The sequence below is a fragment of the Streptomyces sp. NPDC001750 genome (genome assembly GCF_042892615.1).
Lineage (GTDB): Bacteria > Actinomycetota > Actinomycetes > Streptomycetales > Streptomycetaceae > Streptomyces.
Window position 1 is genome coordinate 177,452 of sequence record NZ_JBIAUE010000013.1, and the last position, 21,654, is coordinate 199,105.

Here is a 21,654-nt window from a genome sequence, read left to right on the forward strand (position 1 = left end):
GTCAGCTGTGGAAAGCCGCCGGTCTGCCGTCGGTCACGGGCCGGGTCGCGTCGAGGTGCGCCCAGGCGATCAGCCGGTGGCTGCTCCCCCACTCGGGGTCGCAGGTGGTCAGTGTCAGATAACGGCCCGGTCCGTCGAAGCCGGACTTGCGGGGTACCGGGTCGATGACCCCGATGTCGCCCGGCACCGTCCGGTAGGGCTTCCTGTCGACGCGGTACGTGAACCACGTCGTCCCGTCCGTCAGCAGCACCGCGTCCCCCGGGCGGAGCTTCGGGAAGTCCTTGAACGGGTCCCCGTAGGTGCGCCGGTGCCCCGCCAACGCGAAATTGCCCAGTTCGCCGAGGCGGGCGGTCCCGGCGTAGTGGCCGATCCCCTTCTGCAGGGTTCGGGTCCCGGTGTTCTCCAGCACGGGCCACTCCCATCCCTTGCCGAAGCGGGGTATGTAGAGCATCGCGAACGGCTTGCCGTCCCGGTACGCCGCGGGGGCGGGCTCCGGCTCCGCCGTCGGGGACGAGGAGGGCGCGGGTGACGCGGAAGGCATGGGTGACGCGGAAGGCACGGGTGCCGCCCCGTGGGCCCACTGGTCGCGCAGGGTGCCGATCTGCTCCTCGGCCGCGCCGGTGGCCCGTACCCCGGTCCAGAACAGCACGTACACCACGAAGAGCACGATCAGGGCACCGACGGTGACACAGAGTTCGCTGAACGTCCGCACGATCAGTCGCACCGACACCGCGTCGGCCTCCCCACAGCAGCTCGCTACTTCGCCGGCTCCGCCTGGTGGAGGTCCACTGTGCCCGAGTAACCGGGAAGAGTCACCGCCTGGTGCTCGTCGACTTTCCAGCCGAGCCCGTACGCCTTCACGTACAGCAGGTAGTTGTTGATCGCCGGGGAGTCGTCGAGCGCCTGCTTGAGGGCGGCTGGATCGCCCACCGCGGTGATCTTGTACGGCGGGGAGTAGACGCGGCCCTGGAGGATCAGGGTGTTGCCCACGCACCGGACCGCGCTGGTGGAGATGAGCCGCTGGTCCATGACCTGGATGCCCTGCGCGCCGCCCTGCCAGAGCGCGTTGACGACCGCCTGGAGGTCCTGCTGGTGGATGACCAGATCGTTGGGCTGGGGATCGGGGTAGCCGGGGTTCGCCGTGGCGTCGGGCGGGGCGTCGTTGAGGGTGACGGCCACCGCGCGGCCGGAGAGCTTCGTGGTGCCCGCGGCCCGCTCCAGCGCCTTGAGCCGCGCGTTCTCCTCGGTGGCGCCGTCGTCGCGCCGGACGAGGGCGTCGATGTCCTCGCGCACGGACGCGTTGGTCTCGTCCAGCTGGGCGTTCTTGCCGCTGCGCTGCTGGATGAGGTCGGAGAGCTTCAGCAGGGAGGCGTCGGTGCGGATGTTGGTGCCCTTGGCCGTGTTGGCGCTGGTGACGAAGATCAGGCCGGCGAGGGCGAAAACCGCAGCGGTGAGCGCCCGGGCCGGGTGCCGGAAGGCGCGGCGGCCCGGTCCTCGGGAGGAGTCGGCGGAATTGCTCAACGTACCCTTATCTCCTTCGACGCCACGGAAGCACTACGCTAACGGACGCCCGGGGGAGGCAGTATTCCCCCTCGCACCCGCCCCGGCGCCAGCCACAGTTACCTGCGCGGTCACGCAGCGCATCGACAGGAGAGTTCCTCGTGCCGAAGTCACGTATCCGCAAGAAGGCCGACTTCACGCCCCCTCCGGCGAAGCAGGCGAGCAATATAAAGCTGACCAACCGCAGCTGGGTGGCGCCGGTCATGCTGGCGCTCTTCCTGATCGGCCTGGCCTGGATCGTCGTCTTCTACGTGACCGACGGCGAGCTCCCGATCACGTCGCTGGGCAACTGGAACATCGTCGTCGGCTTCGGCTTCATCGCCGGTGGCTTCGGCGTCTCCACTCAGTGGAAGTAGGGCCGCGGCGAGGTCGGCCCGCCCCGGCGACGAACGCCGGTGCACAGCGGGCTCCGCTCGCGCAAGCCTTGCCCCGAGTTACCCACAGCGTTATCCACAGGCAGGGGAAAAGGTCAGACGATCTGTGGATAACTCACCGATTGTTGACACCGATGTGACCGCAGCCGCCCTCCTCCAGGGTCGGCAGGCCCCTTGTCCTCGCTGGAAAAACCCAGCTCAGTGACAAGGGGCTCACTTGTTCCCACAGAACGCACAGGATCCGGCGCATGCTGTGGACAACTGGGCCCTCCGTGCTCGACCACACGACAACTGCCCTCTCGGGCCGCCAGGAGATCGGTCTCAGGTCCATGTGGAGCGGCGCGGGCCGGCTCAGGTCGCTCCGGGCCGGTCGGCCCGCGTCAGGTCAGCGCGGCCGTCCGGGCGAGGACGATGCCGATCACCGCGACCAGGACCAGGGCACAAGTGCCGTACTGCACCAGCGCACGCCGCTCCCGGGGCGCGTGCACCATGCCGATCGCGATCAGCGTGCCCGCGATCAGACCGCCCACATGTGCCTGCCAGGCGATTCCGCCCCAGGGGTTGAAGGTGATGACCAGGTTCACGGCGAGCAGCGCGAAGACCGGACGCATGTCGTAGTTGAGCCGACGCATCAGCACGGCTGTGGCGCCGAGCAGGCCGAAGATCGCGCCGGAGGCGCCGAGCGATCCCTGCACCGGGGCGGAGAGCCAGTAGGTGAGTGCCCCGCCCGCCAGGCCGGAGAGCATGTAGAGGGCGAGATAGCGGGCGCGGCCGAGCACCGCCTCCAGCGGGCCGCCGAGCCACCACAGGCCCAACATGTTGAAGAGGATGTGCCAGACCTCCTGGTGCAGGAACATCGATGTCACCAGGCGGTACCACTGTCCCTCGGCGACGCCCTCCAGCGGGCCGCCGTAGTAGGTGGTCGCGCGGCCAAGCAGCAACAGCTGATTGACCAGCTCGTCGCCCTTCGCCAGGACGGCGACGAACACGGCGACGTTGATCCCCAGAAGGATCTTGGTGACGAGCCGGGGATCGGCCGTGACGGTACCGCCCGCGAGGGTACGCGGACGGGCGGCGGCCGGGGCGTGTCCCGTACCGGTCCCCCTGCGGACGCAGTCCGGGCACTGGAAGCCGACCGAGGCGTCGACCATGCAGTCGGTGCAGATCGGACGGTCGCACCGGGTGCAGCGGATGTACGCCTCGCGGCCGGGATGGCGGTGGCAGCCGAGCGGACCGTCCGCGCCGCCCGGACGCTCCCGGCCCTCCGGCGACTGCTCGTCCATCGGTCCTCTCACTTCCGGGTCACCTCGGTCCTGGTCGTGGCGGCGGCACGCACGACACGGCCCTGCCCGTCCGCCATGTAACAAGTACGGACGAGCAGGGCGATTGGTTCCCGACCGGACGATCAGAACGTGATCATCCGATGACCGCAGGTGATGCAGGTGATCAGCGGGTCTCGACGACGACCGACTCGATGACGACGTCCTCCACCGGACGGTCGGTGCGGGGGTTGGTCCGGGTGGACGCGATGGCGTCGACGACCTTCTGGCTGGCCGGGTCGACGACCTCGCCGAAGATGGTGTGCTTGCCGGTGAGCCAGGCGGTCGGCGCGACGGTCACGAAGAACTGCGAGCCGTTGGTGCCCGGACCCGCGTTGGCCATGGCCAGCAGGTACGGCTTGGTGAACGCCAGGTCGGGGTGGAACTCGTCACCGAACTCGTACCCCGGGCCGCCGGTGCCGTTGCCCAGCGGGTCGCCGCCCTGGATCATGAAGCCGCTGATCACACGGTGGAAGACGGTGCCGTCGTACAGCCTGTCCGTGGACTTCTTGCCGGTCTCGGGGTGCGTCCACTCGCGCTCGCCCTTGGCGAGCTCCACGAAGTTCTTGACCGTCTTGGGGGCGTGGTTCGGCAGGAGCCGGATCTCGATGTCGCCCTGGTTGGTCTTCAAGGTGGCGTAAAGCTGCTCGGCCACGATCTGCCTTCCGTAAGTCCTCGGTGACGTCAGATGTTCGGTGACGCCCACCGATCCTCGCACGGACCGCCCGCTCCGGCGCCCGGCCGCCACCACGCGCGCGCCCCGCTCCCCGCTCCCCGCTCCTCGCTCCCCGCAGGAAGGTGCCGCTCCCCGCAGGAACACGTGCGGCCAAGCGCGTGACGAACCGGCGCGGGCTGAACCGAACCCCGGCACCTTCCTCGGCAAGCTCCCCTTGAACCACGTCGCACCACGTGAACACGACCAGCCGGGCGCGACGGCTTCCCGGGCGCCCCGGACCGGTCGGGGCGCCTGCCCCGGATGCCCGCCCCGCATGCCGGACCCGCCTTCGGCAGGCATGATCTCTGAATGGGTGGAAAGGCGGACCAACCACCCGCCACCAAGGAGGAGGATCCCGTGACCCGCATCGACAGCGTGCGCGCCGCAACCGACTCGGCCAAGGACAGCGTGCAGCACGCCGCGGAAGTGGTGGCGCCCTACGCCGACACGGCCAAGGACCAGGCCGCGCATCTCGCGCACGAGGCCCGCGCACGGCTCGCACCGAAGGTGACGAAGGCGGCCCAGCAGGCCCGTGTCCAGTACGGCGCGCATCTCGCACCACGTATCGAGCAGGCTCGCGCCCACGTGCCGCCCAAGGTCGACGAGGTCGCGCAGCGCGCCGCGTGCCGCACCCGCCGGGCCGCCCGCACCGCCGCCGACTACGCCGTGCCGCGCATGGAGCACGCGATGGCCGTCGCCCAGCCCATGGCCGAGGAGGCGTCGGCCCGGAGCGCGGCGGCGCTGGCCGCACTGCGCGGCCAGGTCACCGCGAAGGAGATCAGGAAACTGGCCAGGAAGCACGAACGGCGGGCGAAGGCCGGCCGGGTGTGCAAGGGCTTCTTCGTGGCGGGCATCGTGGCGGGCGTCGCCTACGCCGCCTGGAGGTGGTGGGACAAGCAGGCCAACCCCGACTGGCTGGTCGAACCGTCCGCGCCCACCGAGGTCTCCGAAGGCGGCCCGCTGTCCTCGGTCGACGGCTCAGGTCCGGCACCACTCGACCCGGAGTCCGGGGAAGCCGGGGAGAACGGCGAGGCAAGAAGGAACGGGGGCGCGGACGGCCCGGAGGGCGCGAACGGCACCGGCCCCGACGACCGCGGCTGACCCGCTCGGCACCACTCGGCCGCCGCCCGGGCCGCCACCGGCGGCCCCCGTACAGCGAAGCGGCTGCCGGAAGATCCCAGGATCTTCCGGCAGCCGCTTCGTCGTTTTCCGTGGAGCCTAGGAGATTCGAACCCGAAATCGTTACCTTCCTGACCTGCGGAAACGCCGGAGGATCGGACATTAACCCCCTTTTCCATCCCCCTGCGTCCCGCTCCATCCACGTCGGTCAGGCTCCCGTGCTGACGTGTCAGCACGGGCCTCAGGGCCGTTGCTGACAAGAACCTCAGGGGCCAGCTAGGCACGTACACACCTTGCCAGACAAGGAGACCGAGCACATCCGCGCTTCCATCACATAAGCAAAGCGTCCCTCATCCCCCAGATCAACGTACGATCGCGCTCTCAACTGCCGGAGCACGATGTCCGGCGTGTGGCGCATCACGCGCCGGGGAGCAGACAGGATCTCTTCCTCCCCGCACCTTGCTCAGCGGACGACGGCGGAGAACGCCACCAACTGCTGGGTGCCCTCCGTCCCGGTGCCCTCACAGCTCGGCATGCCGAGGTCTGTCAAGGGCTGCGTGCTGGTGACGACGTCGACGCGGTGGGATCGGGCGTAAGAGGCCAGCGCGAGGGAGAGTTTCGGTTCGGCCATCCCGTGCACGGCTGCGGCCAGGTGGTGCAGCAGCCCTGGTGTCACCCGCACCCGTCCCTGGAGCAGGCGGAGGTTGGCGGCCCCGTGCTCGGCCTCCAGCCGGACTGACTGCTCGCGGTCCGGCTTCTCGACCAGTCGCCGTATCCGTCGCACTGGGCCTTCGCCCGAGCAGACGATCACCCCGAAGTGGCGCGCCGCGTCCGTGTCGAACGGCGTGGCGAGCACTGCCGGGGTGCCCGGTGGGGTCGCTGTGGCGAGGGCGGACAGCGCCGTGTGGGCGGGGTCGACGTTGTCAGCGAAGACCACGTAGAACTCCCCGGTACGCAGGTGTTCGGCACCGTTCAGTACGGATGTGACATCGGCGTACCTGCCGTGCTGGGCGATGAAGTCGAGTTGGAGGACTTCGGCGGACGGTGGCTGTCCCAGAGGCTGGTTGGTGAGTGCCTGGTAGCGGGCCAGGGCTCCCGGGGCAAGGACCTGACGGGTCCAGTCGATCAGGGGCGTGTAGTACGGGTGGTGGACCACTACGGCGTGGCGGCTCCCGGTGGCGGCGGCTTCGTCGAGGATGTGGGCGAGTCCCGGCCGGCCGTGGACCGGGCGCAGTTCCTTGGGCAGGTACGGCGACCAGGAACCTACCCGCGTTCCGAGTCCTCCTGCGGCGATCACGACGGGCGGCACCCCAGAGGGGGACGGCTGTTTCATCGTTCTCCCCTTCGAACCGGGTCCGCGGGCGATAGCGTCGGCGGATGCACACGCGCGTGACGGGCATCGTCATCGAGGACGGCAGGGTTCTGCTGCTGAACCAGGACACGGACGGTCCCAGGAGCTGGTCCTTGCCCGGGGGCAAGGTCGAGGACGGTGAGACGTTGGAAGAGGCGTTGGTCAGGGAGATGCGGGAGGAGACCGGCGCCGAGGTGGAGGTGGGCCGGTTGCTGTACCTGTGCGACAACACGGGTGCTCACGTCGTTCACATCACCTTCGAGGCCCGCCTTGTCGGCGGGGAGATCGGGGTGGTCGAGGAGGGCGCGGACAGCCGACCGATCCGGGGCGTCGAGTTCGTGGCGCTGGACGACTTGCCCGCTCTGGGATTCAGTGACCTGTTCGTGAAGCTGTGCAGGGACGAGTTCCCGGGCGCTGGCTCGTACATGGGGCCGAAGTCCGCTATCGGTCTATGAGCCCAGCGTGCTGAGCAGCAGGCGGTCGAGCCCGCCCGGCGTGGTTCGTGCGGAGTTGTCGACGGCGTCGGTCCAGCGGTTGATCCGGTGTGCCAGCTCCCATGCCCCGAGCCGGGCGGCGTCCGTGGTGCGGGGGTCGCGCACCAGGCGGATGCCGACGCCTCGCGAGGAGCCCAGCAGGTAGCGAGAGCGGATGGCCGTCACTGCCTCATCGGTGCTCGGGGTGTTCCAGGCCGCCCCGAACAAGTACCGCTGGACAGGCTGCGCTTCAGGTTGTTCGGGGCCGTCGGCGCACCAGATCTGTACGTTGCCGACCGCGTGGTGGATTTCGCGGTCTCCCAGCCCAGGTTCCGCGACGGGGCACACGTCCCCCACGAGGTAGTCGGCGTTGTGTGCGCGGGCTCCCTTCGTCGCGCGCAGCGCTTCGGCACGGGTGGGCAGGCGTGCTCCGGACCATGCGGCCATGAGCGCGGCCCCGATCCAGGTAACCCAGTAGGCGGGGTGCGACTCGTATCCGCTGCTGACCCGCCATCGCCGTCCGGCGGGGTCGTAGTGGAGACGTCCGCCACGCTCGTGGGGCATCGGGCAGACGAACAGGTTGGTGCCGTGGCGGGAGTTCGGGGCGCCGCCCGCGTGCAGCATGGTCAGGAACTCGGCCATTTCCGCATTGCTGACCAGCAGGTTGCGCCACTGGACGTCCTCGGCCTGGCGGTATGCCGGCTCAGGCGTCCTCTGGCGGACCGGTTCCGGCCGGACTCGGCGGCTGGACCGGGCTGTGGGCTCATGCACCTCGTACAGGTCGTCGCCAGTGAGCCAGTGGGCTACCGTCGCCGTGGTTTCGGATGCGAGCGACTGCCGGGCCCGACTGAGGGTCATGGTGACCGACATGGTGACCAATTCCGCCGTTTTCTGGGTAATTTCGGCAACTAAGACATCTTTGCGTCCGGTGGTGGCGAACGTCGTGTCCACCGCGGCGGAAGCCCTGGCCGCGGGCCGCGATACCTGTCCGGGGCCCGGCACAGAGAGGCCGAGGAATCGAGCGAGTTCCGTCTGCGTGCTCGTGTGGTTGGCAACGTGTCGCTCGTAGGGGATGACTATGCAGGGCCGCGAGCCTGCGGTCGGGTCGTGCAGGGCGCCGGCCAGGAGGAGCGCGTTCACGGCGATCAGCCGCCCCAGAGCGGTCGCCGGGTCGGGATCGTCCTGAGGAAGGAGCGGAGCGAACGCGGCGCGCCAGCGCGGCGCGCGTGCCGTCGCGGCGACCTGTTCGTACAGGTCAGCAGGCACCTCTTCCGGTTCCCCTGCCCAAAGCCCGACCGTCACGCGGTGGATCGAGGCCCAGTTGTGTTCAGCGTGCGTTCCTCGCCTTTCGTGCGCGGGAGATCCGGGAGCTGATGAAAGCGTCGATGCTGCCCGCACCCTTTCCGGGTTGGCTGTTCCAGCCACTGATACGGTCAGCCAGTGCTTCAAGGCGCCGATCGCCTGGCGGGGTGGCAATGTGGAAGTGGGACTGCTTGAGCGGGTCGAGTTCCCCGCCCCACGCTACGACCTCGCCCACGTCGGCGAGGATGTCCTCCACCACCGTCACCGCCAGATCGCTCATGCCATTGGTGGCCGTACCGCCCAGCGGGTAGAGCATCGGTTGAATCGCCACGGCTGTACCAGAGAGGTAGTTCGACTCGAACTCCGCTCCCACCTCGCGGTCGGTGGTGTGCCCGGTCAGTTCTTCGGGCCGGAGCATGCCGATCTCGTAGGCGTAGCGGCGCACCACGTAGAGCAGCACGGTCGCGGCCGGGCCCTTCGCAAGCTTCACGGTGAGCTTCTGTGCGCCCTGGACCCGGTGCTCGGGGGCCTTGGCCAGAATGGCCCAGCCGTTCGCGGATGTCCGTCCGGACCATTCTTTGTTTTCCGGTAGCTCTATCTGCTTGGCCTTCGGCAGTGGCTTCGGCCGGGCCGCCGCCTGCGCGGGGCTCACGGCGGTAGCGAGAGCGAAACCGGCAGCGGTAGCCGCGCCCGCTCCGAGCAGACTCCTGCGACTGGTTATACCGCTCACGAGGAGACCAACTCCTTTCTGTGGAGGATCGCGGAAGCAATCCGGAAGAGAGCAAGAACAAGAGCGCTGATGGCGAGGACAGCGAGAATGAGGATCGTTGGGTTCACCCATGCGGGCACGAGGCTGACATGCTCGTTGCACGCGTCGGACACCGGGAAGTACGACGTGCCATCCGCACCTGTACGGTCCCGCCACGCCTGGTCGTAGGTGGTGTGGAGGGTAAGCTCGCAGGTTTCCTGAGCGTCCAGACCGCCTGAGAAGATGCCGAAAACCCACACCACGGCCGTGAGACTTGCGGAGATCAGAGCGGCACCGAGGAGTGCGACAGGCTGCTTGTGCCACGGTGGAGGCCGTTTCGCGCCACGACGCAGCATCAGCAGCCCTGCCGGGATGGCCAGGACAAGACCTGTGAGGATGAGTTCGAGCATCAGGACTCGGCGCCTGCTCTTGCGACGATTGCGTCGGTGAACCCTTGGCAGAAGCTCTGCAGCTTGTCAAAGCCGCCGGGCTCGTTCGCCAGCACTGTGGGGGACTTCGCCCCGGCGGCTATGATCAGCGCGCCGCGCGCGAGATCGAAGATCGGGTGTTCCATCGTCAGATCGTTGTACGCTTGGTCCTTGCAGTCTGCTGCGGTGAAGAAGCGTTTGTTGAAATACTGCGTGAACCGGGTGAGATGACCGCCACCGTTGCCGTAATGTTCCCGCACGATCTGGTTGATCGGAGTCCCGGCAGCGCAGGCGCGGGCGATCAGGTAGCCGTCGGCGTCCTCGATCAGGTCGGTGAATCCGAAGGAAGAAGAAACGCCCGGTTTGGCAAGCTTCGCGTCGCAGTAGGCCTTGCCAGATGCGTACTTCTCTTCGTCATTACGCCAGTTGGCGTAGAAAGTCATCCAGTCGCCGCCCCACCCGGCGATATCCCCGCCGTTCACGGACTTGGGGTTCGTGGGCTGGGTGATGAGCAGATGCCCGTTAGCGGTGGCCATCAGGTGCTCGGCGCCGAGCTCGTAGCCGGAGTTGGGGTCAGTGAACTGCTTCTTCACCGTGTGGCCCTTGCTCTTGGCGTAGGCGACCCAGTCCTTGTCGTAGGAACCGATCAACAAGCCCCAGTCCTTGCCGCCGTACTTTGCGTGGCGAGCGAACTCCATCACCAACTGGGACGGGCTCCTACTGGTGGAGTGAGCAGCAATATAGTCCTGGGCGGTGCCATACAGCTGGTCGATGTAGACCATGAAATCCGCCGCAGGGGACGCGGTGGCGGTCAGGGAGGACACGCCGGGATCGCTGTCCGGGCGCCACACGTCGTGATCCAGGTCGATCTTTCCTCCCTCTCCGCCGATCTCGATGCCGCTGATCTCCTTGATCTGGTTCAACGACCAGTTCGCCGGCAGAGGGAAGCCGAGGTTCCCGGAGAAGCCCCAGGACATACCGGAGACGAATGAGTACCGGGCGTAGGTCTTCTCAGTGGCGTTGATGCACACATTCCGCGACCCATACACGCCGTGGACGTACTTCTTGCCCTGGTCCGCGAGGCCGGCCACCACACCGTTGAAGTACTTCACGATGTAGGGGTCCATCTGGTCCTGGGTGGCGTCGTAATCCACCGCGAAGTAGATGACCGACCCGCGCGGGATACCGAACTTGGTCGCCTGCTGATGCGCTATCAGAGCGTGCTGGAAGCCGGTGGTGTAGTTGTACTCAGTCACGTCCCGCCCGTGAACCTGCATGATCGGGAAGAACCTCAGGCCAGCGGCGAGAATGGTTTCGAGCTCGCCGGGCTTGATCTCCTTCTCAAAGTTGGGGTCCGGGCTGTACAGGTACCGGCCGACGATCTCGCATCCGTTGTTCTTGAGCCACTTGGCTCGGTCGGCGTTGATGACGAACCGAGTATCGGCGCCGGTCACCGCACGGTCGGGGTTGCCCATGGACACGAGCAGCTGGCACCAGGTGTCGTAGTCACCCTTGCCGGTTTTTTGAGGGAGATACGAGAACTCCTGGAACAGCTTCACGTATTCGGTGATGTTCGAGCTGAAGGTGGAGGTGAAGGCGGTACGTACCCCGGCGTCACCGACAGGCACTGGCTCGTTGAACACGCACGCGGCGGTGAACAGGTTCACAATGATGCCGGTCGCACCCTCGGCGAGCGTGTGGTTCTTCAAAGCCGCTTGGGTGCCGGGCCCGAAGTTGCCGTTCGGAGAGGCGATTCCCATCTCGTACTGAAGGGCGATCACCAGAGACTTCTGTACGTCGCGAGAGTACAAGCCATCGCACGGGCCGATGTAGTAGGCGGACTTCTCCCAGTAACGACCGTTGAGCCATTGCTGAATCCCGCGGATCTTCTCCGTGCCGCCAGCAACCACGACGTAGGCGTCCATGGTGAGCAGGGCCTTGAACACCTTGGCCTGCACCGATCGGTTGTACGCATCCTGGCCATTTTGCCAGATGCCCATGTTCTGCTTCATCGATTCAAGCGCGTCGGCGTTGAAGGTGTCCCCGGATTCACCCCAATAACCCTTGCAGAAGAGGCCATAGCGGATGATGCGGCGAATGTTTTTGTTCTGGTCCGCGTCCGAGATGTCCTTGTACGCCTCAAGCTTGCTCATGGTCGCCTCCCCAAATGAGGCGACCACGGGACTGATTCCCAACTCGTGCTGCAGACCCATGATAAACGAGTTCATGGTCGACCAGCCGGTCTGCCCATTCTCTGGGCACTTCACATACCCCGAAACCCCGGCATAGGTGGCATTGACCCACTTCTGCCCCTCAAGGACCTTCGCATCAGCCACGAACACCAACCCCCCTCTTAAACGTTATTCAAACGAACATTCACACGCCGTCACGATCGGCACAGGTGAACGACCCGACGATCCGGTGGCCGTTACTTTTACGGACCACACCAAGTCAAACCGAAGGTGGTCACGCCGGACCGTCCTGCCTGGCCGCACACATACATGAAGCGATGGTTCGCCGACGAGGCCGGCGAACCGTCATGAGAGTCTGATCATTAGCAGCTTGTTGTGGACCTCACTGCATTAACGATGTATGTTGTCGATGCCGATGTGCTCTTCATCAGGGCAGTCACCTGACCACATCCTCCGTGATCGCGATAAACGGGTCCCGCATACTCGCTGAAGTTACCCTCATCACTTTCACAGCCTTCCGCCGTGTAGTTCGAACAGAGCTTTACCTTCATCCACTTCACGGAACCCGTATTGTTCTCGAAGATGGCACAGGTGGGCGTGTCGTTGCTGGCACCGTCGGTTCCCTTTATGTAGGTAAAGAGAGTGCCCTTGCGTGTAGCATCCGGAAGACGCTCCGCATAGTAAAGGTTATATCCGGTACCACAAACGGTGGCTGCCGCTACTACCGCTTCGGGATTCTCCTCAGCGATATCTTTGGTCTCTCTGTCCGCACCGGCCGCGACCCGAGAATCGGCCTGGCCAACCGCGAAAACCTGCGGAACGGTGAGACCGAGAAAGCCTAGAGCAGCCGCAGTCACCATGGCCGCAGATTTTGCAACAAATTTCACGCGCATTACTCACGGCACCTTTCTCATGTCGACTCAAGCGACCATTTTGATGAGGCCGCCGGGCGAGCCGACCAGGAAAATTTAAAGCTAAACATAGACAGACTCTTCACCAAGTGTCTACAGGATCTTTAATCGAGAAATGGAAGATAAGATTCCGCCATCACTGCAAGTGAGCGGACACCTTCCGTCCAGTGGGGCGAAATGGACAAAGGGGAAGCTCCGGCTGCGCTACGCTCAAGCGAATTCGATGACCGGTGATGCACATCACATCCTAGAAGTGGGTGAAATTGTGAACCACCTGGGATTAAGTTGGCCAAAAGGTTTCAGTTGATACCAGGCCGACCCGAAGCCCAAACGGCAACGCTCATGGAGGCTGCGTGGAACTGCGGGCGCTTGTGCCACTTCACGCCAGAAACAACACCGCTGGCGCGATCTCACTGTCCGGAATTCGCCCTACCGAGTAGTTCTTGAGCCACTGAGATTGAAGCTAGGGTGACAAGGTGAGACTCGTGAAGCCTTATGGCCTCCTCACGGCTGTGCACACCAACGGGCCGCTCGAACGAAAAATCCCAGACTCACCGAAGGTCAGGTCGACCATGTTCCCTCCCGTAGTTGAATCCCCTGACTCGCACGGCCGCATGAAGCGTCGAGGGTCGGCCGTCGCACTGATAGCCGCAGCGTTGGTATCGATCCCCCTGGTGGCAGGCTGCGGCGATACGCAGGCCACCTCTGCCCCGGCCTCCAACTCGTCTGCGCACGCCGGTTCGTCGGGCTCAGCCGACTCCGCCTCCAAGGAGCGGGTGTCCAACGCCGCCCAGGAAGTGTCGACGAGCCCCAAGCCGTCCTCAACCGGCGCAGCTGGTCAGAACTTCCAGGAGGTAATCGCCTCAAAGGGGGATGTCAACGTATATACCCCTATCCGCTCCGGCGCGGGGCTTACCGTCCCCGTAGAGATCGTCAACACCGGAAAGGACCGGGCACTCTACGAGGTGGATATTCGTGTGGAAGGTTCGGGAGGATTCAGCACGACAGGGCGTGTCACCACTGATGTCGTCGGCGTCTATCCGGGTGGCTCGTGGCCCGTTGAAATCGAAGTCTCCGATGCCGGGAAGCCGGTCCCCGAGAACCCGCAGGTGACCATCATTCGTATATCGAGGGACGAGTTCAAATAAACAAGAGCATCCGGCGGGCGCCGCTCCAGAAACTCGGCCTCGTAATTGCGTCGCAGAATGGCCCATCCAGTGTGCTGGATGGGCCATTCGCGTCTTCACTCTTCACCCATCCGGAGGCGCGGCAGAGCCTTCGCGGCCCGTCCTTCGGACTGTGGCACGGAGCGGCCCGTACCGATGATGCTCTTATTTTAAGCCACGCCGCTCGCGTCCATTTTGGTTTCTTGCGCCACGCCAGAGCACTGGCGGGGCACCTGGGGGAGCTCGTCCGCCGCGGATGCGAGACCTGCACCCTTCAGGAAGCCAGGCATCGGCGCGGTCGGGTCCATGGCCCACTCGACGGCCGCCATGACCTCGTCGTCCAGGGCGTCCAGGAGGTGGCCGTACCGGTCCACGGCGGTGGTGATGGACTCGTGCCCCAGCCTCCCCTGGATGGCCGGCAGCGGTACCTTCGCGGCGATCAGCCACGACGCGTGCGAGTGACGGAGATCATGGATGCGCGGCTTCTTGATGAGGCCGTACTTCTCTGCGGCCAGCCCGATCGCGGGCACCCAGCGCAGGCGGCGGAAGGTTCCGGGGTCCCACTTGCCCCCTTCGGGACCGGTAAAGATCAGAGCGTCGGAAGCCAGACCCTTGGCGCGGCGCCGGAGCATCTGATCCAACTTGTGGGTGATGACGATGGTCCGGCGCGACTTCCGGGTCTTCGGGGGGCCAAGCACGGACTTGCCGTCCTCGTCCTTTTTCCATGCCCTCTGGATGCGGATGGCGGGGCGTCCGTTACGTCGCCGGAGATCTCGGGGCTGAAGGGCAGTCGCCTCGCCCCAGCGGAAGCCGGTCTCGGCGATGGTCTCGGCAAGATCCTTGGCGTCGTCGCGGAGGCATTCATGGATCCAGGCCCATTCCTCCCGTTCGAGGAAGACCATCTCCTCCTCGTCCTCGGCTCCGTCGAGACGAGGCAGACGGGTCTTCGAGCACGGGTTGGAGGCCCGCAGTGACGGTTCCGCATCGACGGCGGACTGGAGGATCGCGAAGAGCAAGCCGTGCTTGTCGTGGACGGTCTTCGGCGCGTACGCGGTGCGGGGCTTCCGGTCGCGGGCATCGAGTGGAGCGAGGCGTCCGGCTTCCAGGTCGTTGACCCAGTCCTGGACCATGGTCCGCAGGATGCTGCCCTCTCCGTCCTCGACGGAGTACGGGCCGAACCAGGGGACCATGTTCGCCTGTATGTCCTTCTTGTACTTTGTACGCGTATCGCCCTGAATGCCGGTAAGCCGATCGACATAGGCGAGAGCGAAGGGCTCGAACATCGTCTCCGTCCGGCGCCGGTCGGCAACGAACCCCTGCCCGCGAATCCAGCCGAGGGGCCAGTTCTGGCCGTGCCCGTTGACCAGATCTTTGAAGCGCTCGGCGGCCGGTTCCTCGTCGAAGACCTCCGACTCCTGCTTCCCTCCGGCAGTGCCGCCAGCTCGCCACATCACGGTGTAGTAGACCGATCCGTCCCGTCTGACCCTGTTTTTCACGTACGCCATGCCCCGCACCGTAAATCAGATCGATGCTGACGTGTTGCTGACGTTATGAACACGAAGAGCCCTCTTGACTCGCGTTTCCGCAGGTCAAGAGGGCTCTCGGCGTGTGGAGCCTAGGAGATTCGAACTCCTGACATCTGCCTTGCAAAGGCAGCGCTCTACCAACTGAGCTAAGGCCCCGAATAGGCGGACAACACCGGACGTTTCCGCGCCTCGGCCACCGCCGCAGACCAGAGTACCGGGTACTCCCGGGAATCTCGCAAAAAGATGGGGACTCCCGGTCGGCAACCACTCTCCGTAAGATGCACGACGAGGTTCGCAGCAGCGAAGCGGCAGCGAAGGGGAGACGCCATGGATGCAGCTCAGCAAGAGGCGACGGCAAGAGCCAGGGAGCTTCAGCGCAGTTGGTACGGAGAACCTCTCGGGGCCCTGTTCCGCCGCCTGATCGACGACCTCGGCCTGAACCAGGCCCGGCTCGCCGCAGTCCTCGGTCTGTCCGCCCCCATGCTCTCCCAGCTGATGAGCGGTCAGCGCGCGAAGATCGGTAACCCCGCGGTCGTCCAGCGCGTCCAGGCCCTCCAGGAACTAGCAGGTCAGGTGGCCGACGGCAGCGTCAGCGCGGGCGAGGCCACCGACCGCATGGAAGAGATCAAGAAGTCCCAGGGCGGCTCCGTCCTCACCGCCACCAGCCAGACCTCCCACACCGGCGGCGCCCCGACCGTCCGGCGCGTGGTGCGCGAGATCCAGTCGCTGCTGCGGTCCGTCGCGGCGGCCGGCGACATCATCGATGCCGCGGACTCCCTCGCCCCGACCCACCCGGAACTGGCAGAGTTCCTGAAGGTGTACGGCGCGGGACGCACCGCGGACGCGGTGGCGCACTACGAAGGGCACCAGGGCTGACGCGGCGCGTTCACGGAACGCGGAACACGGGACGCGAAAGCGCACGGAACGCGAAGACGCACGGAACGCAGAAGTGCGGAGAACGGGCGTGGGCGGGGCATGAGCCGGGTGTGAGCCCGGCCGGGAGTCAGGGACGGGGAGCGGACGCAGCGCAATGGGTGAGGTCTTCGCCGGTCGGTACGAACTGATCGATCCGATCGGACGGGGTGGAGTCGGAGCCGTCTGGCGTGCCTGGGACCACCGTCGCCGCCGCTACGTGGCGGCCAAGGTCCTCCAGCAGAGCGACGCCCACACACTGCTGCGCTTCGTTCGCGAGCAGGCGCTGCGGATCGAGCACCCGCATGTGCTCGCCCCGGCCAGCTGGGCCGCGGACGACGACAAGGTGCTCTTCACCATGGACCTGGTGAGCGGGGGTTCGCTCGCCCATCTGATCGGTGACTACGGACCCTTGCCGCCGCGCTTCGTGTGCGTGCTGCTCGACCAGCTGCTGTCCGGTCTCTCCACGGTGCACGCGGAGGGCGTGGTGCACCGGGACATCAAGCCCGCCAACGTCCTTCTGGAGGCCACCGGCACCGGCCGGCCGCATCTGCGGCTGTCCGACTTCGGCATCTCCATGCGGAAGGGCGAGCCGCGTCTCACCGAGACCAACTACGTGGTGGGGACGCCCGGTTACTTCGCTCCCGAGCAGATGATGGGCGCGGAACCCGACTTCCCCGCGGACCTGTTCGCCGTCGGCCTGGTCGCGCTGTATCTGCTCCAGGGGAAGAAGCCGGACGCGCGGGGCATCGTCGAGCACTTCGCCGCGTACGGCACCCCCGGCGCCCCGGAAGGCATTCCCGAACCTCTGTGGCAGGTCCTCGCCGGGCTGCTGCAACCCGATCCCCAGGCCCGTTTCCGTACGGCGACGGGGGCGCGCAAGGCGCTGTCGGCGGCGGTCGAGATGCTGCCGGAGCCCGGCCCCGACGACGAACCGGTGGAGGTCTTCGACCAGATCGGGCCGCTGCCCGCCGGATTCGGCCCCGAGGGACCGGTCGCCGAACCCCGGACGGACGTCCAGGACGATCCGCCCGCGCCGTCGTCCCCCTCGGTCCCCGGGGCCGCGCCGTCGGAATCCGGGACCGCGCCGGCCCCCACCGCGCAGGGACGACCGACCGGCCAGGCGTGGGCGACCGACCAGGGACAGCCGTCCGCGGCGGCGCCCCAGGCGCAGGCGCCCATATCGATGTCGGAGACGGGCAGCTTCCATCTCCCGCCGCCTCCCAGGCCGCCGGCGCCGACCCCGGAACCCGCGGCCACACCTCCCGCACCGCACCCGCCGCATTCAGCTGCCGCCCCCTACCCGGCACCGGCACCGGATGTCTCGCAGCTCCCCACGGCCGGGGTGCGCAGCGACCCCGCCCTCACCCGCGCGTACACCGCCGGACAGCCGCCGTTCCCCGGGCCGGGGCCGACGGGGGCACCGCCCGCCCACACCGCTGCTCCGTCGCCGACGAGGCGTCCGGGGCCGCCCCCGAAGGTGGCCGTCACGATCCTGGTGGTGGCGCTGCTCTGTTTCGCCGTGGGCATCTGGGCGCTGGCCCAGAGCTGAGCACGAGACCCCGGAGCCTCCTGTACGCGGGGACCCGTCCCCCGTACACCGACAACCGTCCGGTACGCCGGGACCCGGCCCCTGCGCACGAGGCCGTCCCGTGGTCCCGTGCACCGAGGCCCGTCCCGTACGCACACCGGCAACCGTCCCGTACATACCGAGCCCCTCCCGTGCGCGGCGGTTGCCAGGCGTCGCCGCGCGCGGCGACTACCAGCCCTGCGGTGGCGGTCCTCCGTACGGCGACCGGCCGTCGCCCGCCGGTCCGCCCGGCGCCCCGGGCACGGCTCCGCCCGGCACCGGTCCGGCGGGGGCCGGGGCCGTGGCGGCCCGGCGCCGGGCCAGCAGCGTCCACACCCCCAGTCCGAGCACCAGCACGACACCCGCGCCGATCCCGGCCACACCGATCGTCCTCATGGTGCTGCTCCGGGTGGCCTCGGATGCCTTCTTCCCGCTCCTCGCCATGTCCTTGTCGCTGCCAGTGACCGAGAAGATCCCGGCGTCCCCCGCGTACGGCGACTTGTCCGCGTTGCCCTTCACTGTGACCTTGAGGCTGAGTGGAATCGCCTTGTCGCCGTACGCCTCCGCCACCTTGGGGCTGAGCGTGACCGACAGGTAGTACCACCCGGCGAACCGCATGGCGCCGACGCTGCCGGTGGACGAGTAGCGGTTCTCGTACGCCACCGGGGGCAGCGGGTCCAGCGACACCGACGTGGACTTCCCGGAGTACGACAGCGGCGACGCGTCGTCGACGTGTCCGAGGGCCGGGTTGTCCAGGGACAGCGTGAGCGCGCTGCCGACGAACTCGGTGGAGGCGTTGTTGTTGCCCAGGTCGACGGTGGCGAAGAGCTGCTGTCCCCAGTCGACCGGAACCCAGTAGAAGCGGGTCTGTCCCGGCGCGATGTCGTCGTGCCACTCGCCGGTCTCCAGGCCGGTCGCGTCGTGGTAACTGGTACCGCCGGAGCGCTTCTGCGGGGTGGCGGTGGGCGGGGCCGGCGACTCCGACGGCCAGTTCTCCGGCGCCTCGGTCGGCATCGAACCGCCCGTCCTCACCTGCGGCTCCGACGCGTAGCGCAGCTCCAGGTCCCAGGCGTCGGGTGACGAGGTGTCCTTGCTCTCCCGCTCGATCAGGACGCTGTACGTCCCGGCCTCCTGGCAGGCGCTGCTGTCCTTGTCGACGGTGCGATGGGCGTACGCGGCGATCGGGCGCGGGAACTCCGCCGACCCGAACCGGGCGGTCTCGTAGCTGCACTGCCGGTCCGAGCTGTCGCGGACGCTGACCGTGAAGCCGTCCCCGTAGGCGACCTGGCCGCCGCCCTTCGGCACGGCCACGACGGAGACGTACGCGTTCGTCCTCGCGTCGAGGTCGAGGCGGTAGTAGAGCTTCTCGCCGCCCTTGATCGAGCTCCGGTAGACCGACCCGGCCGCGAGCGGCGACGCCTCGATGCTGACCTCCGCGCCGCTGATCCTCTTCGCACCCGGATCGAAGGCGTACGCGGTGTCCTTCCCGGCCGCGTACGCCTGCGTCGGCAGCGCCACCGCCGCGCACATCGCCGTGACCGCGGCCAGCGCCACCCGGCCCCTGCTGCGCTGCCTCATCACGCGCTTTCCCCTCGTCGTCCGTGCGGCCCGCCCGCGACGCCGGGGCGTACGGACACGGGCCACGCGATCACCGCCACGGCGCCCGCCCCGGCAGCTGGTCGCGATCCCGGTCCATCCTGCCCCGCCCGCGCCACCGCTGTCTCCGACGCCGATCCGATTGCCCGTCTTGTCCGCGTTGTCGCCGTCCGCACGCTCGCCGACCGCGTCGTCGCCCTACGCGCCCCTGTCATCCGCGCCCCGGCCGCCCGCACTCCCCGGCTTCACGCCGACGGATTCGCGTGGACGGATTCGCGTGGACGGATTCGCGTGGACGCCCCGGGAGGCAGGGATGTTCCGGCGCCGCAACAGCACGAAGCCCCGGCCGCTCAGCGACCGGGGCCCGCAATCAGGCTGTCTGTCTCACACACCCGAACCTGCGGGCACGGAGTCAGTCGCCTCCGTCCACAGATCCTGCTCGGCGCGATCCGCCTGGATCTGGCGGTACACGAGGAGCCCGCCGATGGCGGCCAGTGCGACCAGGAGAAGCTTCTTCACCGCGCGACCTCGTCTTTCCTTGACGTAGGGGACTTCTGCCGCCCGACTATACACACCGGCCGATATCGATCGGTGACCTGCCCGCGACCCAACTGGCGCCGCAGGCAAAGCGATCACTCGAGCCCCCCAGGGCCGGTGGCCACCCGGCGAATCGCTCCGGCGAAGCCCCGGAGGCCGCCCCACGGCGCACACCGGGGACCGGTGCGACCCGGAAGGCGGGGCCGCGCCGAACGCCTCGCAGAAGCCCGTCGAGGCCGGTTGCACCAGACGAGTGGTGTTCATCTGAAGATCGACGGATTCGCAGCGTCGGTCCACGAAATCACGACCCACGTCCACATCATCGGAAAGGTAAGTAAAACGGATAGCCCGAAAGCGAGGGGCCATGAGCACCTTCACGCCCAAGAGCATCTGGACCGCCTTCGTCACCGCCTTCTTCGCGCTCCTCGCCGCCCTGGGACTCATGAACACCCCCGCGGCGGCCACGCAGCAGAGCGCCGCGGAGCCGACCGCCACGAACCACGAGCACGCCGGTGCGACCGCGGCAACCGCGACCGCCCCGTCCGTCCGATGGACGCTTCCGCGGGACAGATCGCTGCCACCGACGATGAAGCAGCGCATCCAGGCAGAGGCACACGGCTCCTCGCCCGCCGCGAGACGTCTGTCCCCGGACATCGCGTACACCGCGGCGACCATGAGCCCCGCTCGCACCACCCTCCGGGCCCCGGCGGGGGACGCGTCCCTCCTGCCGCCCTGAAAGCGGCACCGGCCGATCGCACGAGCCCCCGAGACCGGTTCGCACCGGACGGGGGCTTCTTCACGCGCTCCGGCCCCCGCCCCCGGCTCGCCGCACCACCCGTCGACCGTCGCCGGGCACTCGGCCGACCGCCCGGTGCCGAACCGGCCGCCGGAGCAGACCACCGAGCCGATCCGCCCCACGTCGGTTCTTCCCGCGCCGCTCCGTCCCTTGTCGATCCGCCCCGTCCGTCCCGCGCCGAACGGTGTCGATCCTCCGGCGCCGGCGCACGTCGCGCCACTCGCACACCGGCCCGACCACACGCCGAAGGCCCGGTTCCTACGAAGAGGAACCGGGCCTTCGACTTTCACTGTGGGGCTAACAGGATTTGAACCTGTGGCCTCATCCTTATCAGGGATGCGCTCTAACCAACTGAGCTATAGCCCCTCCGCGCTGCGCGCTGACTTCTGAAGATTAGCGCACGTCGGGGCCAGTCCCAAAATCGATACCCCGCGCGCTACTCGTCCTCGGCCAACGTGAGCTCGATACCACCCACGAAGCCCGCCGACAGGTTGTAGATGAACGAGCCGAGCGTGGCCAGCGCGGTCGCCAGCACCACGTCGATCAACGCGATGACCGAGGTGAAGAGGAGGACCCGCGGCAGCGACAGGAACGACTGGAGGTCGAAGCCGTTGTTCTCGTTCGAGCCGGTGGCCTCGCTGATCGTGCCGCCCACGGCGGAGAAGACGCCCATCGCGTCCATCACCATCCACAGCACCGCGGCCGCCACCACCGTGCAGATGCCGAGCGCGATCGAGAGCAGGAAGCTCACCTTCATCACCGACCACGGGTCGGCCTTCGCCACCCGCAGACGGGCCTTGCGGGTACGCGGAGTCGTCCGCGCCCCCGTCCGCGGCATCCGGGCCGCCTGCGCGGCGCCGCCGCCCTGCGTGCCGTTCGGCCGGTCGCCGCCCCGGGTCCCGCCCGCGGGCGAGGGGTACGCCTGCGGCGGGTGGTACGGCCCGCTCGCCTGCTCCGGTGCGGGCTCGCGCTTGCCGGGCAACGGCCCGGTCGCGTAGCCCTCGTACTGGGGCTGAGGCCCCCGGGTGTCCGTCACAGTGCCCCCTTGGGAGTCCGTGG

At 67.5% G+C, this 21,654-nt stretch carries 21 protein-coding genes and 2 tRNA genes; 7 read left to right on the forward strand and 16 right to left on the reverse strand.

Features of this window, described 5'->3' with window-relative positions; translation table 11 throughout:
• Position 1: 1 nt before the first annotated feature.
• Positions 2-730, reverse strand: coding sequence for a class E sortase (locus tag ACFYY6_RS21325; protein ID WP_351517564.1), 729 nt, complete (start codon positions 728-730; stop codon positions 2-4).
• Positions 731-756: 26 nt separating this feature from the next.
• The gene (locus ACFYY6_RS21330; RefSeq protein WP_351631175.1) at positions 757-1,521 is read right to left on the reverse strand and encodes a DUF881 domain-containing protein; all 765 of its coding nucleotides are present in this window, start codon (positions 1,519-1,521) and stop codon (positions 757-759) included.
• A gap of 140 nt (positions 1,522-1,661) precedes the next feature.
• On the opposite strand from ACFYY6_RS21330, the gene crgA reads away from it, so the two are divergent.
• Positions 1,662-1,916 (forward strand): cell division protein CrgA, encoded by a 255-nt coding sequence (gene crgA, locus ACFYY6_RS21335; RefSeq protein WP_073790737.1) that lies wholly within the window; start codon positions 1,662-1,664, stop codon positions 1,914-1,916.
• A gap of 398 nt (positions 1,917-2,314) precedes the next feature.
• Here the strand turns inward: crgA and ACFYY6_RS21340 are convergent, their stop codons facing one another.
• Both ACFYY6_RS21340 and ACFYY6_RS21345 read right to left on the reverse strand, forming a co-directional pair.
• Positions 2,315-3,217 (reverse strand): rhomboid family intramembrane serine protease, encoded by a 903-nt coding sequence (locus ACFYY6_RS21340; protein ID WP_389194654.1) that lies wholly within the window; start codon positions 3,215-3,217, stop codon positions 2,315-2,317.
• Between the two features lie 163 nt (positions 3,218-3,380).
• Positions 3,381-3,908, reverse strand: a complete 528-nt coding sequence (locus tag ACFYY6_RS21345) for a peptidylprolyl isomerase (protein ID WP_351517567.1) — start codon at positions 3,906-3,908, stop codon at positions 3,381-3,383.
• 417 nt (positions 3,909-4,325) lie between these two features.
• Here ACFYY6_RS21345 and ACFYY6_RS21350 point away from each other — a divergent pair, with 417 nt between their 5' ends.
• Positions 4,326-5,069 carry a DUF5324 family protein gene (locus ACFYY6_RS21350; RefSeq protein ID WP_351517568.1) on the forward strand — a complete coding sequence of 248 codons (744 nt, stop codon included), beginning with the start codon at positions 4,326-4,328 and terminating at the stop codon, positions 5,067-5,069.
• Between the two features lie 481 nt (positions 5,070-5,550).
• On the opposite strand, the gene ACFYY6_RS21355 is transcribed toward ACFYY6_RS21350, so the two are convergent.
• The gene (locus ACFYY6_RS21355; protein WP_388651505.1) at positions 5,551-6,420 is read right to left on the reverse strand and encodes a sugar phosphate nucleotidyltransferase; all 870 of its coding nucleotides are present in this window, start codon (positions 6,418-6,420) and stop codon (positions 5,551-5,553) included.
• 44 nt (positions 6,421-6,464) lie between these two features.
• On the opposite strand from ACFYY6_RS21355, the gene ACFYY6_RS21360 reads away from it, so the two are divergent.
• A complete protein-coding gene (locus ACFYY6_RS21360; RefSeq protein WP_388651504.1) occupies positions 6,465-6,893 on the forward strand; it encodes an NUDIX domain-containing protein in 429 nt (142 codons plus the stop codon).
• Here the strand turns inward: ACFYY6_RS21360 and ACFYY6_RS21365 are convergent.
• The 5 genes from ACFYY6_RS21365 to ACFYY6_RS21385 all read right to left on the reverse strand — a co-directional run bounded on the left by ACFYY6_RS21365 (position 6,888) and on the right by ACFYY6_RS21385 (position 12,474).
• Positions 6,888-8,177 carry an SUMF1/EgtB/PvdO family nonheme iron enzyme gene (locus ACFYY6_RS21365; RefSeq protein ID WP_389194628.1) on the reverse strand — a complete coding sequence of 430 codons (1,290 nt, stop codon included), beginning with the start codon at positions 8,175-8,177 and terminating at the stop codon, positions 6,888-6,890. The two genes, ACFYY6_RS21360 and ACFYY6_RS21365, sit on opposite strands and share 6 nt — an antisense overlap.
• Positions 8,178-8,238: 61 nt before the next feature.
• Positions 8,239-8,865, reverse strand: coding sequence for a hypothetical protein (locus tag ACFYY6_RS21370; protein ID WP_388651501.1), 627 nt, complete (start codon positions 8,863-8,865; stop codon positions 8,239-8,241).
• A 74-nt stretch (positions 8,866-8,939) separates the two neighbouring features.
• Positions 8,940-9,371, reverse strand: a complete 432-nt coding sequence (locus ACFYY6_RS21375) for a hypothetical protein (protein WP_388651499.1) — start codon at positions 9,369-9,371, stop codon at positions 8,940-8,942.
• Entirely contained in the window at positions 9,371-11,725 is a 2,355-nt protein-coding gene (locus tag ACFYY6_RS21380) for a glycoside hydrolase domain-containing protein (RefSeq protein WP_389194632.1), read from the reverse strand. Before ACFYY6_RS21380 ends, ACFYY6_RS21375 begins: the two co-directional genes overlap by 1 nt.
• A 218-nt stretch (positions 11,726-11,943) precedes the next feature.
• Complete coding sequence (locus ACFYY6_RS21385) at positions 11,944-12,474, reverse strand: hypothetical protein (protein ID WP_389194635.1); 531 nt, start codon at positions 12,472-12,474, stop codon at positions 11,944-11,946.
• Positions 12,475-13,268: 794 nt separating this feature from the next.
• Here ACFYY6_RS21385 and ACFYY6_RS21390 point away from each other — a divergent pair.
• Positions 13,269-13,640, forward strand: a complete 372-nt coding sequence (locus ACFYY6_RS21390) for a hypothetical protein (RefSeq protein WP_388651493.1) — start codon at positions 13,269-13,271, stop codon at positions 13,638-13,640.
• 188 nt (positions 13,641-13,828) lie between these two features.
• Here ACFYY6_RS21390 and ACFYY6_RS21395 read toward each other — a convergent pair whose 3' ends face one another.
• Together ACFYY6_RS21395 and ACFYY6_RS21400 are read right to left on the reverse strand one after the other, a co-directional pair.
• Positions 13,829-15,163 (reverse strand): tyrosine-type recombinase/integrase, encoded by a 1,335-nt coding sequence (locus ACFYY6_RS21395; protein ID WP_389194638.1) that lies wholly within the window; start codon positions 15,161-15,163, stop codon positions 13,829-13,831.
• A gap of 104 nt (positions 15,164-15,267) precedes the next feature.
• Positions 15,268-15,340 (reverse strand) — tRNA-Ala (locus ACFYY6_RS21400).
• Between the two features lie 171 nt (positions 15,341-15,511).
• Between ACFYY6_RS21400 and ACFYY6_RS21405 the strand changes: the two genes are divergently transcribed.
• Positions 15,512-16,060 carry a DNA-binding protein gene (locus ACFYY6_RS21405; protein ID WP_351517569.1) on the forward strand — a complete coding sequence of 183 codons (549 nt, stop codon included), beginning with the start codon at positions 15,512-15,514 and terminating at the stop codon, positions 16,058-16,060.
• 154 nt (positions 16,061-16,214) lie between these two features.
• Positions 16,215-17,648 carry a serine/threonine-protein kinase gene (locus ACFYY6_RS21410; RefSeq protein WP_388651491.1) on the forward strand — a complete coding sequence of 478 codons (1,434 nt, stop codon included), beginning with the start codon at positions 16,215-16,217 and terminating at the stop codon, positions 17,646-17,648.
• A gap of 207 nt (positions 17,649-17,855) precedes the next feature.
• Here the strand turns inward: ACFYY6_RS21410 and ACFYY6_RS21415 are convergent, their stop codons facing one another.
• Complete coding sequence (locus ACFYY6_RS21415) at positions 17,856-19,247, reverse strand: hypothetical protein (protein WP_351517572.1); 1,392 nt, start codon at positions 19,245-19,247, stop codon at positions 17,856-17,858.
• A 399-nt stretch (positions 19,248-19,646) separates the two neighbouring features.
• Entirely contained in the window at positions 19,647-19,781 is a 135-nt protein-coding gene (locus ACFYY6_RS21420) for a DLW-39 family protein (protein ID WP_003958712.1), read from the reverse strand.
• Between the two features lie 382 nt (positions 19,782-20,163).
• On the opposite strand from ACFYY6_RS21420, the gene ACFYY6_RS21425 reads away from it, so the two are divergent.
• Entirely contained in the window at positions 20,164-20,535 is a 372-nt protein-coding gene (locus ACFYY6_RS21425; protein WP_351517573.1) for a DUF6344 domain-containing protein, read from the forward strand.
• A 352-nt stretch (positions 20,536-20,887) separates the two neighbouring features.
• Here ACFYY6_RS21425 and ACFYY6_RS21430 read toward each other — a convergent pair.
• A tRNA-Ile gene (locus ACFYY6_RS21430) sits at positions 20,888-20,961 on the reverse strand.
• Between the two features lie 70 nt (positions 20,962-21,031).
• Positions 21,032-21,631: a DUF3566 domain-containing protein gene (locus tag ACFYY6_RS21435; protein ID WP_351517574.1), complete on the reverse strand. Its 600-nt coding sequence runs from the start codon at positions 21,629-21,631 to the stop codon at positions 21,032-21,034.
• Positions 21,632-21,654 lie beyond the last annotated feature (23 nt).